Raw genomic sequence first — 15349 nt, 5'->3', positions numbered from 1 at the left:
GAGTCTGCCTGTAAAGTGGACCTATTGTCAACGCGATAAAAAAGGGAGCCGCACGGCTCCCTTTTGGCCTGCTTAGCGAAACACAGCAGGCAATGACGGATATCAGTATCAAACTTACGCTTTCAGCTTACGCATAACCAGCGTGGCGTTGGTGCCGCCAAAACCGAAGCTGTTAGACATAACAGTCGTCAACGCTTGCTCGGTCGGTTTAGTCACGATGTTCAGACCTGCAGCCTGCTCATCCAGCTCTTCAATGTTGATGCTCGGTGCGATAAAACCGTGCTCCAGCATCAGCAGAGAGTAGATAGCTTCCTGAACACCCGCAGCGCCCAGTGAGTGACCGGTCATGGCTTTGGTTGCAGAAATGGCCGGGCTGTTATCGCCAAAGACTTCGCGGATTGCGCCCAGTTCCTTCACGTCACCTACCGGAGTAGAAGTACCGTGGGAGTTCAGGTAGTCAATCGGGGTATCAACACCGTGCATCGCCATCTGCATGCAGCGAACTGCACCTTCACCGGACGGAGCAACCATGTCTGCGCCATCAGACGTTGCGCCGTAACCTACGATTTCAGCGTAGATGTGCGCGCCACGAGCCAGAGCGTGTTCCAGTTCTTCGACAACAACCATACCGCCGCCGCCTGCGATAACAAAACCGTCACGGTGTGCATCATAAGTACGGGAAGCTTGAGACGGGTTGTCGTTATATTTGGTAGACAGTGCACCCATGGCGTCGAACTCGCACGCCATTTCCCAGCACAGCTCTTCGCCGCCGCCAGCAAAAACGATGTCCTGCTTGCCCAACTGAATTTGTTCAACAGCATTGCCGATACAGTGTGCAGACGTCGCACAGGCAGAGCTGATGGAGTAGTTAACGCCGTGGATTTTGAACGGTGTCGCGAGGCAGGCAGAAACGCCGGATGCCATCGCTTTGGTGACCACATACGGGCCAACCGCTTTCAGACCGCGCGGGCTACGCATTGCGTCAGCGCCGAATACCTGAAAACGCGGGGAGCCGCCGCCGGAACCTGCAATCAGGCCAACGCGCGGATTATTCTGGTAATCTTCTGCAGCAAGGCCGGCATCAGCCACTGCCTGCTCCATAGAAAGGAAAGCATAGATGGATGCGTCGCTCATAAAGCGCACTACTTTGCGGTCAATGAGGCCAGTGGTATCCAGTTTTACGTTGCCCCAGACGTGGCTACGCATGCCGGAGTCCTTCAGCTCCTGAGAGAAAGTGATCCCTGAACGTCCTTCACGCAGAGATGCCAGGACTTCCTGCTGGTTATTACCGATGCTGGAAACGATGCCCAAGCCAGTAATCACTGCACGTTTCATTCAATACCTCTGTAAGTCGCACTATTTTAAAGTTTCGAGTGGCACAATAGCGTACACTTGTACGCCGAACAAGTCCGATCAGCCATTTAATGTGGAAATTTGCGCAGCCAGGCACTCCTCGTTAAGATCGGGGCACAGCCTGTCAGACGAGTAACTTACGTGAAACAATACGCTATACAACCTGCCAACCTTGAATTCAACGCTGAGGGTACACCTGTTTCCCGAGATTTTGACGATGTCTATTTTTCCAATGATAACGGGCTGGAAGAGACACGCTACGTCTTCCTCGGTGGCAACCACCTCGCCGAACGTTTTCCTGTGCACCCACGCCAGGTGTTCGTGGTGGCAGAAAGTGGCTTTGGTACCGGGCTAAACTTCCTCACGCTCTGGCAGGCATTTGCCACCTTTCGCAACGCACACCCTGACGCTACCCTGGAAAGATTACATTTCATCAGTTTTGAAAAATTTCCGCTAACGCGTGAGGATCTGGCGTTAGCGCATCAGCACTGGCAGGAACTGGCGCCATGGGCAGAGCAACTCCAGGCACAGTGGCCACTGCCGCTGGCAGGTTGCCATCGTCTACTGCTTGATGAGGGGCGGGTTACTCTGGATCTGTGGTTCGGTGACATCAACGAACTCACCGGTAAGCTGGACGAGTCCCTGAACCAACAGGTTGATGCCTGGTTTCTGGACGGCTTCGCCCCAGCAAAAAATCCGGATATGTGGACGCCAACACTCTTTAACGCCATGGCTAGACTGGCCCGACCGGGTGGTACGCTGGCAACCTTCACTTCGGCTGGTTTTGTGCGCCGGGGATTGCAGGAAGCCGGATTTACAATGCAGAAGTGCAAAGGTTTTGGTCGTAAACGTGAAATGCTGTGTGGCGTGATGGAACAGACGATAACGTCCCCTTCATCAGCCCCGTGGTTTTTGCGTACAGGAACGAAGAAGCGTGAAGCGGCCATTATTGGCGGTGGTATTGCCAGTGCATTACTGTCTCTGGCGCTACTGCGTAGAGGCTGGCAGGTCACGCTCTACTGCGCTGACGATAAACCTGCGCAGGGTGCTTCCGGCAATCGTCAGGGCGCACTCTATCCGTTGCTCAGCAAACATGATGCGGCGATTACTCTTTTCTTCCCCACCGCATTTACCTTTGCTCGTCGCCTGTACGATGCCCTACCCGTTAATTTTGCCCATGACTGGTGTGGCGTAACGCAGCTCGCCTGGGATGAAAAAAGCCAGCAGAAAATCAGCCAAATGCTGTCACTTGAACTCCCCAGGGCACTCGCCGTCGGGGTGGACGCAGACCAGATTTTGCAAACAACAGGCGTTGTGACCGAATGTGATGGCATCCAGTACCCGACTGGCGGATGGCTGTGTCCGGCACAGCTTACCACCGCCGTTCTCGACCATGCGACAACACTTGGGTTACGTACCCACTACCAACACACCCTGACCTCACTTGCTCATCAAACCGATAGCTGGCAGTTGCAGTTTGCCAACGGAGACGCGGCAACACATGAGGTCGTGGTTCTGGCGAATGGGCATTGTATTCACCGTTTTGACCAGACTCAGTCACTACCGGTGTATTCCGTTGGTGGTCAGGTAAGTCACATTCCCACGACGCCTTCGCTTTCCGCACTGCGCCAGGTTCTGTGCTATGACGGCTATCTTACCCCGCAAAACCCGGAAAATCAGCAGCACTGTATTGGAGCCAGCTATCATCGAGGTTGTGAAGAGACGTCATTCCGTCATGATGACCAGCAACAAAACCGTCAGCGTTTGATCGACTGCTTGCCGGATGCGGCATGGGCAAAAGAAGTGAATGTCAGTGACAATGCAGCCCGTTGCGGCGTCCGTTGTGCCACGCGCGATCACTTACCGATGGTCGGTAATGTGCCGGACTATAACACCACACTCGATCGGTATGCCCGGCTTGCAGAAAACAAAGAGCATGCTTCAAGTGCACCGGTATACCCGGATTTGTTCATGTTGGGCGCGCTGGGGTCACGTGGGCTATGTTCTGCCCCGCTATGTGCAGAAATTCTGGCCGCGCAAATGAGTGATGAACCTATACCAATGGATGCCAGCACGCTGGCGGCGCTGAATCCGAATCGTCTATGGGTAAGGAAGTTATTGAAGGGTAAAACGGTGAAATAAAAGGGTGGGGTGTCATCCGATCATTGCCTGATGGCGCTACGCTTATCAGGCCTGCAAACACCCGCCCACGTAGGCCGGATAAGACACCTCAGTGTCGCCATCCGGCACACCCCCTGTAATTATTATTTTGTCGCCTTCTGGAACAAGGTGTCCCACATCTCTTTCACTAACGCCTGGTCACGTGGCGAGAGTTCGCCCGCGCTGATGGCTTTTTCCAGGCTGCTGGTCACATTGGCGTACAATGCCTCAGCGGAATGGTCCTCCCCACCGTCCAGTTCAGCAACGGCCAGTGTCAGGTGCCCACGCAAATAACCACTGGCAAACAACTCATCATCGCTGGCGTGCTCTACCATATCGTCGATTAATGCCAGAATGCGTGATTCAAACTCCGCGATCATCTTCTTTCCTCATTGTAAACGTGGCATCGGCGTCAGTTAAGCGCTTCGGGCCACGGGAATTGTTCCGCCTTAAGTTCAGGCGTGTGATAATAATTCTGTAGTGCGTTAATGAAACGCGCCGGGCGTTCAGGGATCCCCTTTTCCAGATACTCCATCACCTGAGCATGAACACGGCGCTGGAATACCACACGATCCGGTTCAAAATCACCTTCCAGGTTGTCGCAACTGACGTTAAACGGGTAGCCCGCCGCCATACAAAACAGCCAGTCAAACGCCTGCGGCTTCACTTCCACATCTTCAAACTGACATTGCGTTTTCGCATCACGTCCGTCCGGGCAGTACCAGTAACCGAAGTCAACCAGCTCACGACGCGCTTTACCGGCAATACACCAGTGCGAAATTTCGTGCAACGCGCTGGCGTAAAAGCCATGTGCAAAAACAATACGGTGATACGGTAACTCTGCATCAGCAGGAAGATAGATCGGTTCGTCGTCGCCCTTAATCAGACGGGTATTAAATTCATCGGCAAAGCAGCCGTTAAAAATATCAATTAACTGTTGGTAGTGATGGGTTGTGTTCATTAGTTCATCCCCAGCCAGTGGAGAATCTCCTGTCCATGATTATCGTAAAGTAATTTGGCACTCATCACTGCGGAAACAATGACGATCATCGGCCGAATGAGTTTTTGCCCTTTGCTGAGCACCAGTCGCGACCCCATCCGTGCGCCAATAAACTGACCAATGAGCATCACAAACCCGGTCGCCCAAACCACTTTGCCACCCAGCGCGAACAGCAACAGCCCGCCGATATTTGAGGTGGCATTCAAGACTTTGGCGTGTGCCGTCGATTTTGCAAGATTGTAGCCGCACAACATAACGAAGCAGAGCGCATAAAACGATCCGGCGGCCGGGCCAAAGAAACCATCGTAAAATCCAACGCAGCCCCCGGCCACCAGCGCAAAAGGCAAACCATACAGGCGGCGCCGTCGGTCTTCTTCACCCACTTTAGGCATTAACAGAAAGTAGAGGCCAATACAGATAACCAGAACCGGCAGGATCTGACGTAAAACGTCTGACTGCACATGCTGGACCAACAACGCGCCGCTCATTGAGCCAATAAATGTCATGAAAATATTGAGCTTCTGGTCGGCAAGATTCACGACACCGCGACGAATAAAATAGATTGAAGAAGAGATCGATCCGCCGCACGCCTGCAACTTATTGGTTGCCAACGCTTGCGCAGGTGGCATACCGGCGGCCATCAATGCGGGAATCGTAAGTAAACCGCCGCCCCCCGCCAGAGAATCAATAAACCCTGCCAACATTGCCACAAAAAAAAGAACACCCAGCAACAACGGAGACACCATAAACAAATTGGCAAAATTATCCATTAGAGTACATGCTCGTCCAGTAACGCCTGGCAGGAAGGCGGCAACGGCGGCGGTGTCTTCTTCTCAGGCTTTGTTGTTCCAGGTTTTGGAGGTTCGAACCAGCTTTGCAGCTCTGCGCCACAGCCATCACCCGGTGGAGGAAACGGTTGGTCTTCGCACTCAAGACTGTCGGCAGGGCAACGTAACCGGACATGCATATGCGCACGATGCTGGAACCACGGTCGCACTTTGCGTAACCAGTCCCTGTCAGTTCCTGCATCCAGACACAGCTGCTGCTTAATTGCCGGATTCACGAAAATACGCGTGACTTCACTATCTTTTGCAGCCAGCCTGATCAGGCTGAAAATCTCCGGCTTCCACAGTGACGGTACGACACGCTTACCATCCTGCGAGACCAGATCCAGTGCCTGAGGCCGCAGCAGTTGTGTCTGCGTCCAGCGTGTTTTCGGCAATTGCAGGAAAATATCGACATCCAGCCCGGTCTGGTGACTGGCATGACCGCCATTAAAGCGCCCACCCGCCGGCATCCCCATATCTCCGATTAATACCGTGCCCAGCCCCAGATTGTTGGCCTGGTTACTCAGTCGCTGGATAAAGGTTACCAGCGTGGGATGGCCGAAATAGCGGCGCTGGTCAGTGCGCATCACCTGATAGTGTTCTGACTGTACCGGCAGCGTATCCGCCCCAACGATACAGCCATTGGAGAATGCGCCGATAGACTGTGCGCTACCCGCAACAGGATGGGTAATTTTCTGCCAGGGCGTGGCCGCCAGACAGGCGGTGCTGGCAAGCAGAGCCAACACCGCAAGTGCCGTTTTTTTCATTTCTTACCAGCGTGGAATGTCAGTCTTCACATCCGCATTTTGCGCCCGCTGGCGCAACAGGTGGTCCATCAACACAATAGCCAGCATCGCTTCTGCGATCGGCACTGCGCGGATCCCAACGCACGGATCGTGACGTCCTTTGGTGATCATTTCGACTTCTTCACCAAAGCGGTTGATAGTACGCCCAGGCACAGTGATGCTGGACGTCGGTTTCAGCGCCATATGGGCAATAATTTGTTGCCCGCTGCTGATCCCTCCCAAAATGCCACCCGCATGATTACTCTGGAAACCGTCTTTGGTGATTTCATCACGATTCTGGCTGCCACGCAGTGCTACAACGTCAAAACCGTCGCCAATCTCTACGCCTTTTACGGCGTTAATGCTCATCAACGCATGCGCAATGTCGGCATCAAGACGGTCAAAAACAGGTTCACCGAGACCTGCCGGCACACCGTCAGCGACAACAGTGACTTTTGCTCCAATGGAGTCGCCCTCTTTTTTCAGTCCGCGCATCAATTCATCCAGCGCTTCGATTTTATCCGGGTCCGGGCAAAAGAAGGGATTCAATTCGACCTGAGACCAGTCTTTAATCTCCAGCGGAACATCGCCCATTTGCGTCAGACAACCACGGATTTTAACGCCGAATTTTTCCGCCAGATATTTTTTGGCGATTGCTCCCGCCGCTACGCGCATTGCCGTTTCACGAGCGGATGAACGTCCACCGCCACGGTAATCACGGAGGCCGTATTTCTGCTCGTAGGTATAGTCGGCGTGTCCTGGACGGAAAACATCCTTGATGGCGCCATAATCCTGAGAACGCTGATCGGTATTTTCAATCAGCAGGCCAATACTCGTACCGGTGGTGACGCCGTCGAATACGCCGGAGAGGATCTTCACTTGATCCGGTTCCCGACGCTGGGTGGTGTAACGCGACGTGCCCGGACGGCGCCTGTCGAGATCGTGCTGCAGATCGGCTTCAGTCAGAGGAATGCCCGGCGGAACACCATCAACGATACAACCGAGCGCCAGCCCGTGTGATTCGCCGAAGGTTGTTACGCGAAAGAGTTGCCCAATTGTATTTCCTGCCATCACGGCTCCGTTATGCGTGTTGTGTATCTGCGCGTGTATTTAGTCTTTGTAAATGCTGAAGTGCTCACGAGCGGCGATCAACTGCTCTTTGGTCAGCATGAATACACCGTCTCCACCGTTGTCAAACTCCAGCCAGGTAAACGGCACATCAGGGTATTGCTCTATCAGATGTACCATGCTGTTTCCGACTTCACAAATCAGAATACCGTTATCAGACAGGTAGTCCGGGGCGTTACCCAGAATGCGGCGAGTCAGCTTCAGCCCATCACTACCGGATGCCAGACCCAGTTCAGGCTCATGACGGTATTCGTTCGGCAGGTCTGACATGTCTTCCGCATCAACATACGGCGGGTTAGTGACGATCAGGTCATACTGGATTTTCACCAGATCGCGGAACAGGTCGGAACGGATCGGCGTTACGTGATGAATCAGACCGTGCTCTTCAATATTGTGTTCGGTAACCGCCAGCGCATCCGTAGAAATATCAACCGCATCCACTTCAGCTTCCGGGAAGGCATATGCGCAGGCGATAGCAATACAACCGCTGCCGGTGCACATATCGAGGATATGCTGCGGCTGCTTGTTGATAAGACCAGCAAAACGGTTATTGATCAGCTCGCCAATAGGCGAACGCGGAACCAGCACGCGTTCATCAACATAGAATTCATGCCCGCAGAACCAGGCCTTGTTGGTCAGGTAAGCCACCGGAATACGCTCGTTGACACGACGAATCACACGCTCAACAATACGATGACGCTCGCTGGATGTCAGACGTGCGGTGCGCATGTCTTCAGGAATATCCAGCGGCAGATAGAGAGACGGCAGCACCAGCTGTACGGCCTCATCCCACGGGTTATCCGTACCATGGCCATACCAGATATTCGCTGCGCTAAAACGGCTGACCGCCCAACGCAACATGTCCTGAATGGTATGCAGTTCACTCACTGCTTCATCGACGAAAATTTTATCCACGTATTCCTCCAGGGCATGCTCGCATTAAATTCGGCGGCTAGTTTGCCACGAAGACGGCGATAAATCAGCATTCACACCGAGCCTGAGCGCGAAAATTGCGTTTTAAGCGATCGGATGCCCGTCGAGTCGGGTTAAACTAACGGAAAATAAAAGATGAGACTCTCGAATGAAAAAGAAAACATCGCTCAGCGAGGAGGATCAGACGCTGTTTCGCCAGCTGATGACCGGCACTCGTCAAATTAAGCAGGACACCATTGTCCATCGACCACCACGCAAAAAAATCACCGAGGTTCCGGTCAAAAGGCTGCTACAGGAACAGGCTGATGCCAGCCATTATTTCTCGGATGAATTTCAGCCGCTGCTGAACACTGACGGTCCGGTAAGATACGTGCGGGCCGATGTCAGCCATTTTGAACTGAAGAAGATGCGCCGTGGTGATTACTCCCCGGAGCTGTTTCTTGATTTGCACGGATTGACGCAACAGCAGGCCAAACAGGAGCTCGGCGCATTGATTGCCGCCTGTCGTCGTGAGCATGTTTTTTGCGCCTGCGTAATGCATGGCCACGGGAAGCACATTCTGAAACAGCAAACGCCGCTGTGGCTGGCACAACATCCGCATGTGATGGCCTTCCATCAGGCACCGAAAGAGTACGGTGGCGATGCCGCACTGCTGGTACTGATCGAAGTGGAAGAGTGGTTGCCACCTGAACTCCCCTGAGGCAGCAATTCAGAAACAAAAAGAGCCGCATTTGCGGCTCTTTTATTTTCCGGATGGCGATCCTGCCTTATCCGGACGATGAAACGTGGCACGGGTTCGATTAAATCGCTTTTGCCATTTTCAAATTACACGGGCTCATCTGCCAGTTAAAAATGCCCTTTCCGCTCTCATCAAGCGTTACGCTGGCTATCGCAGATGTGGTAAACATCGGCGGCGTTTCTCCCGGGCAAAGCTCAGACACCAGATATCCCACTAACGGTAAGTGAGAAATCACCAGCGCCGTTGCGATACCTTCATTGGCCAGAGCCTGTAAATAGGCACTGACCAGACCGACATCGCCGCAGGGAGTCAGCTCCGGCAAAACATCCACACCGGCTGGCAGGTTCATACATTCTCCCACCACATCCAGCGTCTGTTCGGCTCGTAGGAACGGGCTCACCAGAACACGTTCGATATCCACTTTTTGACCTTTCAGCCAGTTCGCCATCAGGCGAGATTCGTCACAACCACAAGAGGTTAAAGGACGAACCGAATCACTGGCGGCATCGAGGGCCGCGTCGCCGTGACGCATGATAAAAACTTGCATATTGCACCGCTTTTGTTAACCAGAATCACCAACACGTTTACACAAAGCCCCTATTGGCAGTGGTAACTATGTGGTGGCCGGCATTGTGCCTTATCCATTCACCGAATGAAACGCTGTTTTTTACCTCAACGGCGTAAGTATAGTCAATCTCTGTTTACATTTTGAGCGCGACACATACATTCAGTGCGGATTCATCCTACCTTTGACCTCATGAATTCAGGTCAGTTTCCCCGATATTCCAGAATCTTTCACCACGTTCCGCCATCTGCAATAACTGTTCACACGGTGTAAACCGTGAGCCATATTGCGTGGACAGTCGTTGCAGAACCGCAACCACTTCACCCGCACCGAGAGAATCCATATACCGGAACGGGCCGCCGAGGAAAGGCGGAAAACCAATACCAAATACAGCGCCGATATCACCATCACGTGCGCTGCGGACGACCTGCTCACCAAAACAGCGTGCTGCTTCGTTAAGCATTAACATGACACACCGCTCTGCAATTTGCGGGGCTGCGAGTTGGCCCTGACCCTGGACGCCAATAAGCGTATAAATTGCAGGGTCGACCTGTTTTTTGCTTTTACGCCCTTTCGCCCCATAAAGATAGAAACCCCGACCATTTTTTCTACCTTTGCGATCGTCATTCAAAATTGAAGCAACAACATTTGCAGGCGCGCTAAAACGTTCTCCATATGCGGCCTCAAGCACTGGTATAATTTTAGTGCCCGTATCAATTCCGACCTCATCCAAAAGTTGGATTGGCCCTACCGGAAAACCAAACTTAACCAGCGCGGCATCAATAGTGTCGACACGTTCACCTTCGGTCAGCATGCGAATCGCTTCGTTGATGTAAGGCGCTAAAATACGGTTAACGTAAAAGCCAGCCTTATCCTGGACAACAATCGGTGTTTTGCCCTGTTTTTTCGCTAACTTAACGGTTGTGGCAATCGTCTGCTCTGAGGTTGTTGCATGAGGGATCACTTCCACCAGTGGCATTTTTTCTACCGGACTAAAAAAGTGCAGACCAATGACCTGTTCAGGCCTGGCAGCATTAGCCGCAATATCACCAATCGGCAAAGATGAGGTGTTCGATGCAAAAATAGTATGAGGGGCACAATTCTGTTCAATTTCTGCCACCATCTGTTGTTTTAACGACAGATCTTCGAATACCGCTTCAATAATCAGATCGCGATGAGCAAAACCGCGATAATCGGTGGTTCCCGAAATCAGCGCCAGTTGTTTGTCACGTTCACCGGCCTTGATATGACGGCGACGAACCTTCGTTTCAAGTTGATCCCAACTGTACTTTAGCGCGTGGTTGATTCCTTTAGCATTAATGTCTTTGATGCGCACCGGCAAGCCACCTTTACAGGCAGTGACATAAGCAATACCGCCGCCCATCAAACCACCGCCCAAAATACCGACGCTATTCAGCGGGCCGGGCTTCGCTTCACTACCGGGATCCTTTTTCACATCGGTATTGGCAAAAAAGATGTTCCGTAGCGACTTAGACTGCGAAGTCATCGCCAGCTCGCCAAACGCGCGGGCTTCTGCCTCATAGCCGCTGCTGCTCCCCTGCGCGAGACCGGTTTCGATCACCTCAAGAATGCGGTCCGTTGCGGGGTAGTTACCCAGCGTTTTTTGCGCCGTCTTTTTGCTGACCATACGAAACAGCAGTGCACGTCCCAGCGGCCCCGCCAACACGCGTTCACGTACGGGCAGAACCCGGTGCGCCGAACTGTCTTTTTTGGCCAGTTCAACCGCAGCTTCCAGCAAAATGGTCTGTGGTACAACGTCGTCCACCAGCCCCACTTTTAGCGCCTGTTTTGCCCGTAGCTGTTTTCCTGTCAGGATCATATCCAGCGCAGTACTGACACCAATAAGACGGGGTAATCGCTGGGTTCCACCGGAACCGGGAAGCAGGCCTAGCTGCACTTCCGGTAAACCCAGCACGGTTTTAACGTCATCGGTACAGATACGGTTATGGCAGGCCAGCGCCATCTCCAGCCCACCGCCCAGACAGGCACCATGAATAGCGGCGATAACCGGGATCGGTAAGGCATTAATTTCCGCCATGATCTGCTGCCCCTGACGGGCCAGCGTTTCAGCTTCCTGCGCGCTGCGGCAATCCCCTATCATGTTGATATCGGCACCGGCGATAAAATTATCGGGTTTTGCCGAAATGAACACGACGCCACGCAACGCTTTATTGTCGCGAATTTGTTTCAGAATGGCCCGAACCTGAGAAGCAAACTCCGCTTTCAGGGTATTCATTTTCTCTCCGGGTACATCAATGGAGACAACGGCGATGTTATCCAGACGCACGTTGAGTGTAAAAGCCGATGTCATTTCCATTATTCTGCCTCCAGAACCATTGCCGCCCCCAAACCACCTGCCGCACATGCGGTGACTAAACCAAAGCCACCGCCGCGACGCCGTAATTCATGGAGAGTTTGGGTGATCATTCGTGCACCGGTTGCGGCGAATGGGTGTCCATAGGCAATTGAGCCCCCCAACACATTAAATTTACCGTCATCGACTTCGCCAGTGGCATGAGAACGCCCTAACACTTCGCGGGCAAAACGCTCACTGCCCAGCAACTGGAGGTTCGCCAGCGTTTGTGCGGCAAAGGCTTCATGCATATCAATAAGCGTTAAATCCGCCATGGTTAACCCTGCGCGCTCAAGAGCAAGCGGTGTCGACCATGCAGGTCCTAACAGCATGTCCTGCCAGACATCAATGGCGGTAAAGGCAAAACTACGCAGATATCCCAGCGGTACCAGCCCTAACTCTTTCGCACGCGATTCCGTCATCAAAATCACGGCGGCAGCACCATCTGTTAACGGAGTACTGTTGGCCGCCGTAACGGTACCGTGTTTTCTGTCAAATGCCGGACGCAACCTGGCGTAATCCGCCATCGTCGAGTTACCGCGAATATTGTTATCTTCTGAAAAAGGATCTTTAAAGGGGGGGGCGTAGGTCGTCATCACCTCTTCCGCAAGTTTTCCTTCAGACCATGCCTGAGCCGCGCGCTGATGAGAACGATGTGCCAACGCATCCTGTTGTTCACGTGTGATGCCATAGGTTTTCGCCATTTGTTCAGCTGTATCCCCCATGCGTAAACCAGTGGAATATTCAGCAACAGCCGGTGGCACAGGCATCAAATCGCGCAAGCGCAATCGGGAGAAGAGTTTCAGACGTTGCCCGGTTGTGCGGGCTTTATTGACATCCACCAGTACTCGCGCCAGCTTTTTGCTGACGCCAATAGGCAGAACGGAAGAGGAGTCTGCGCCGCCGGCAATCCCAGCACGAATAGTACCGGCCATCAGGCTTTCTGCAACATTCGCCACGGCCTGAAAGCTGGTTGCACAAGCCCGGCTTACGCTGTAAGCATCTGTATGCACATTCATCCCCGTTCCCAGAACGATTTCCCGGGCAATATTGGGGGCTTCTGGCATTTGAACCACCTGGCCAAAAACCAGCTGTTCAATCACGTCAGCAGGTATTTCGTTGCGGGCCAGCAATTCACCAACAACCATTTTTCCCAAATCAACGGCGGGAATGCCATGAAATGCGGTAGCCTGACGGGCAAATGGCGTACGCAATCCGCTCACGATGGCGATACGGTCGCCCTGGCGCGTAACCAGCGGTAAAGCCTGATTCATAACACTCCCCTGTAAAAAATAAAAATAAGTGGTCTGACCTGATCACAGTCTTAACCAATTTTTTACATTTAGCCAAGCGGAGAGAAAAGAAAGTGAGAGCTATGACACAGTGAATAGTCACTGACTGTTACGAAAATGCCCTTGCCACAAAGTGGCAAGGGCATCAGTAGAAGGGATTAACGCAAGCCCAGCTGGAAAATCAGCGTTTCAGCTTCACAGGCAAAAACAAAGTCGATATCCAGACGCACACCCTCTGACTCTTCAGTGAAAGTCGAGGTGATTTTGCAAGGTTCAGATTCCACGCTACGTGCCTTCTCAGTCAGAGCGGCCAGCGTTTCTTCTGCCTCTGCGCGATTCGCGAACACGCGGCTGTATGACGCGGTGCAATCGGAGTTGTCCATGATGGTGCCAACATCCATACAGCAGCAAACCGGGGTTTCATCAGCACTGCATTTACTCATTGTAGATTTCCTCTGTATTCGCACCTGAGGTGCCAGATAAACGATGGGGATATTTTACGCTCCCATTATTCGCCTCTCCAGTCGTTAATTGTGTGAAATGAGATAAGTGACCGAAATCACACTTAAAAATGATCTAAAACAAAAATCACCCAAACAGGTGAGTGCGCGTACCCGCAATTTTGCCAGCTGGATCGCGTTTCTTAGATCAGAATTGAAAATATTTATAAACATACTTGCAACATTCTGGCTGGTCCGACCTATACTCTCGCCACTGGTCTGATTTCTATGTGGTACCTCAGACCCTACACTTCGCGCTCCTGTTACGGCATGTAACATAGTTTGTATAAAAATAAATCTATGAGGTTATGGTCATGAGCCAGAAAACCCTGTTTACAAAGTCTGCTCTCGCAGTCGCAGTGGCAATTATCTCCACACAGGCCTGGTCTGCAGGCTTTCAGTTAAACGAATTTTCTTCCTCTGGCCTTGGCCGGGCATATTCGGGTGAAGGCGCTATTGCAGATGATGCAGGTAACGCCAGTCGTAACCCCGCGCTGATCATGATGTTTGATCGCCCTACTTTCTCTGCCGGTGCGATTTTCGTTGATCCGGATGTCGATATTTCCGGACGCTCACGTATTGGTAACGACGCCAGCCAGGATAACATCGCCCCAACCGCCTGGATACCGAACGTGCATTTTGTTGCCCCGATTAACGATCAATTTGGTTGGGGGGCATCTGTTACCTCTAACTATGGTCTGGCAACGGAGTTTAACAATAATTACGCAGCCGGCTCGATGGGCGGAAAAACCGATCTGGAAACGCTCAACTTAAACCTGAGCGGTGCCTACCGTCTGAATAATCATTTTAGCTTCGGCCTCGGTTTTAACGCCGTCTATGCCAAAGCGAAGCTTGAACGTTATGCAGGCGATCTCCCACAGCAGATCGTTGCAGGTTCTGGCGGCAAAATTCCTCCATCACTGGCCGCACAATACCCGGCAGATACGCAGATTGCGCGCCTGAAAGGCGATGAGTGGGGCTTCGGCTGGAACGCCGGTATTCTTTATGAAGTGGATAAAGACAACCGTTACGGTTTCACCTACCGTTCGGAAGTAAAAGTGGACTTCGACGGTGATTACCGCAGCAGCCTGCCATCAATGGACCGTATTCCAGCGCAGTTGCGCCCGGTGTTCGCTAGCCTGCCTGCTGGCACCAACGGCAGCACAATTGACGGTTCACTTGATCTGAACCTGCCAGAAATGTGGGAGTTCTCAGGTTATAACCGCGTTGCGCCACAGTGGGCGGTTCACTACAGCATGGCATATACCAGTTGGAGTCAGTTCCAGGAGCTTAAAGCGAAAGGCAGCAACGGTCAGACCCTGTTCTATAAAGAAGAAGGTTTCAAAGACTCTTACCGCATCGCGCTGGGTACTACCTACTACTACGATGATACCTGGACATTCCGTACCGGTATCGCCTTCGATGATAGCCCTGTTCCAGCTAACCGCCGTTCCATCTCTATTCCGGATCAGGACCGCTTCTGGCTGAGTGCGGGTACAACCTATGCGTTTAATAAAGATGCTTCATTGGATGTCGGCATTTCTTATATGCACGGTCAGAAAGTGAAATTCGAAGAAGGCCCGTACTCCTTCGAATCAGAAGGGAAAGCCTGGCTGTACGGTATGAACCTGAACTACGCATTCTGATTTTCATCAGATGTAAAAAAGGTGAGCTTTTTAGCTCACCTTTTTAT

General features: G+C 52.4%; 14 protein-coding genes. 3 read left to right on the top strand and 11 right to left on the bottom strand.

Annotated features, from left to right (window positions below):
• Positions 1-114: 114 nt before the first annotated feature.
• Positions 115-1335, bottom strand: a complete 1221-nt coding sequence (fabB, locus tag OGX95_RS07715; protein WP_005129715.1) for a beta-ketoacyl-ACP synthase I — start codon at positions 1333-1335, stop codon at positions 115-117.
• A 159-nt stretch (positions 1336-1494) separates the two neighbouring features.
• On the opposite strand from fabB, the gene mnmC reads away from it, so the two are divergent.
• Entirely contained in the window at positions 1495-3495 is a 2001-nt protein-coding gene (gene mnmC / locus OGX95_RS07710) for a bifunctional tRNA (5-methylaminomethyl-2-thiouridine)(34)-methyltransferase MnmC2/FAD-dependent 5-carboxymethylaminomethyl-2-thiouridine(34) oxidoreductase MnmC1 (protein WP_286629026.1), read from the top strand.
• A 122-nt stretch (positions 3496-3617) separates the two neighbouring features.
• On the opposite strand, the gene OGX95_RS07705 is transcribed toward mnmC, so the two are convergent.
• Genes OGX95_RS07705 through prmB form a run of 6 tightly spaced genes read right to left on the bottom strand, consistent with a single transcriptional unit; the run spans position 3618 to position 8168 of the window.
• On the bottom strand, positions 3618-3893 hold the full coding sequence (locus OGX95_RS07705; RefSeq protein WP_005129722.1) for a YfcL family protein: 276 nt from the start codon (positions 3891-3893) through the stop codon (positions 3618-3620).
• Between the two features lie 32 nt (positions 3894-3925).
• Complete coding sequence (locus tag OGX95_RS07700; protein WP_286629025.1) at positions 3926-4474, bottom strand: elongation factor P hydroxylase; 549 nt, start codon at positions 4472-4474, stop codon at positions 3926-3928.
• Positions 4474-5283, bottom strand: a complete 810-nt coding sequence (locus OGX95_RS07695) for a sulfite exporter TauE/SafE family protein (RefSeq protein ID WP_286629024.1) — start codon at positions 5281-5283, stop codon at positions 4474-4476. The genes OGX95_RS07700 and OGX95_RS07695 overlap by 1 nt, the downstream gene beginning before the upstream one ends.
• Positions 5283-6107, bottom strand: coding sequence for a penicillin-insensitive murein endopeptidase (gene mepA / locus OGX95_RS07690; RefSeq protein ID WP_286629023.1), 825 nt, complete (start codon positions 6105-6107; stop codon positions 5283-5285). Before mepA ends, OGX95_RS07695 begins: the two co-directional genes overlap by 1 nt.
• 3 nt (positions 6108-6110) lie before the next feature.
• Positions 6111-7196 (bottom strand): chorismate synthase, encoded by a 1086-nt coding sequence (gene aroC, locus OGX95_RS07685; RefSeq protein WP_286629022.1) that lies wholly within the window; start codon positions 7194-7196, stop codon positions 6111-6113.
• A 39-nt stretch (positions 7197-7235) separates the two neighbouring features.
• A complete protein-coding gene (gene prmB / locus OGX95_RS07680) occupies positions 7236-8168 on the bottom strand; it encodes a 50S ribosomal protein L3 N(5)-glutamine methyltransferase (RefSeq protein WP_286629021.1) in 933 nt (310 codons plus the stop codon).
• Positions 8169-8334: 166 nt separating this feature from the next.
• Here prmB and smrB point away from each other — a divergent pair, with 166 nt between their 5' ends.
• The gene (smrB, locus tag OGX95_RS07675; protein ID WP_286629020.1) at positions 8335-8886 is read left to right on the top strand and encodes an endonuclease SmrB; all 552 of its coding nucleotides are present in this window, start codon (positions 8335-8337) and stop codon (positions 8884-8886) included.
• 100 nt (positions 8887-8986) lie between these two features.
• Here smrB and sixA read toward each other — a convergent pair whose 3' ends face one another.
• From sixA to OGX95_RS07655, 4 genes are all read right to left on the bottom strand, one after another.
• The gene (sixA, locus tag OGX95_RS07670; RefSeq protein WP_048211041.1) at positions 8987-9472 is read right to left on the bottom strand and encodes a phosphohistidine phosphatase SixA; all 486 of its coding nucleotides are present in this window, start codon (positions 9470-9472) and stop codon (positions 8987-8989) included.
• 208 nt (positions 9473-9680) lie between these two features.
• The gene (gene fadJ, locus OGX95_RS07665; RefSeq protein WP_286629018.1) at positions 9681-11828 is read right to left on the bottom strand and encodes a fatty acid oxidation complex subunit alpha FadJ; all 2148 of its coding nucleotides are present in this window, start codon (positions 11826-11828) and stop codon (positions 9681-9683) included.
• Positions 11828-13138 carry an acetyl-CoA C-acyltransferase FadI gene (fadI, locus tag OGX95_RS07660; protein ID WP_286629017.1) on the bottom strand — a complete coding sequence of 437 codons (1311 nt, stop codon included), beginning with the start codon at positions 13136-13138 and terminating at the stop codon, positions 11828-11830. The genes fadJ and fadI overlap by 1 nt, the downstream gene beginning before the upstream one ends.
• Before the next feature lie 176 nt (positions 13139-13314).
• The gene (locus OGX95_RS07655; RefSeq protein WP_137384194.1) at positions 13315-13599 is read right to left on the bottom strand and encodes a YfcZ/YiiS family protein; all 285 of its coding nucleotides are present in this window, start codon (positions 13597-13599) and stop codon (positions 13315-13317) included.
• A 371-nt stretch (positions 13600-13970) separates the two neighbouring features.
• Between OGX95_RS07655 and fadL the strand changes: the two genes are divergently transcribed.
• Entirely contained in the window at positions 13971-15302 is a 1332-nt protein-coding gene (gene fadL / locus OGX95_RS07650; protein WP_286629016.1) for a long-chain fatty acid transporter FadL, read from the top strand.
• Positions 15303-15349 lie beyond the last annotated feature (47 nt).

Origin of the sequence: Citrobacter sp. Cu233, assembly GCF_030332225.1 — a bacterium.
Taxonomy (GTDB): Bacteria; Pseudomonadota; Gammaproteobacteria; order Enterobacterales; family Enterobacteriaceae; genus Citrobacter.
Note: the sequence above shows the minus strand (reverse complement) of the source record. Positions and strands in the feature narration are given on the sequence as shown.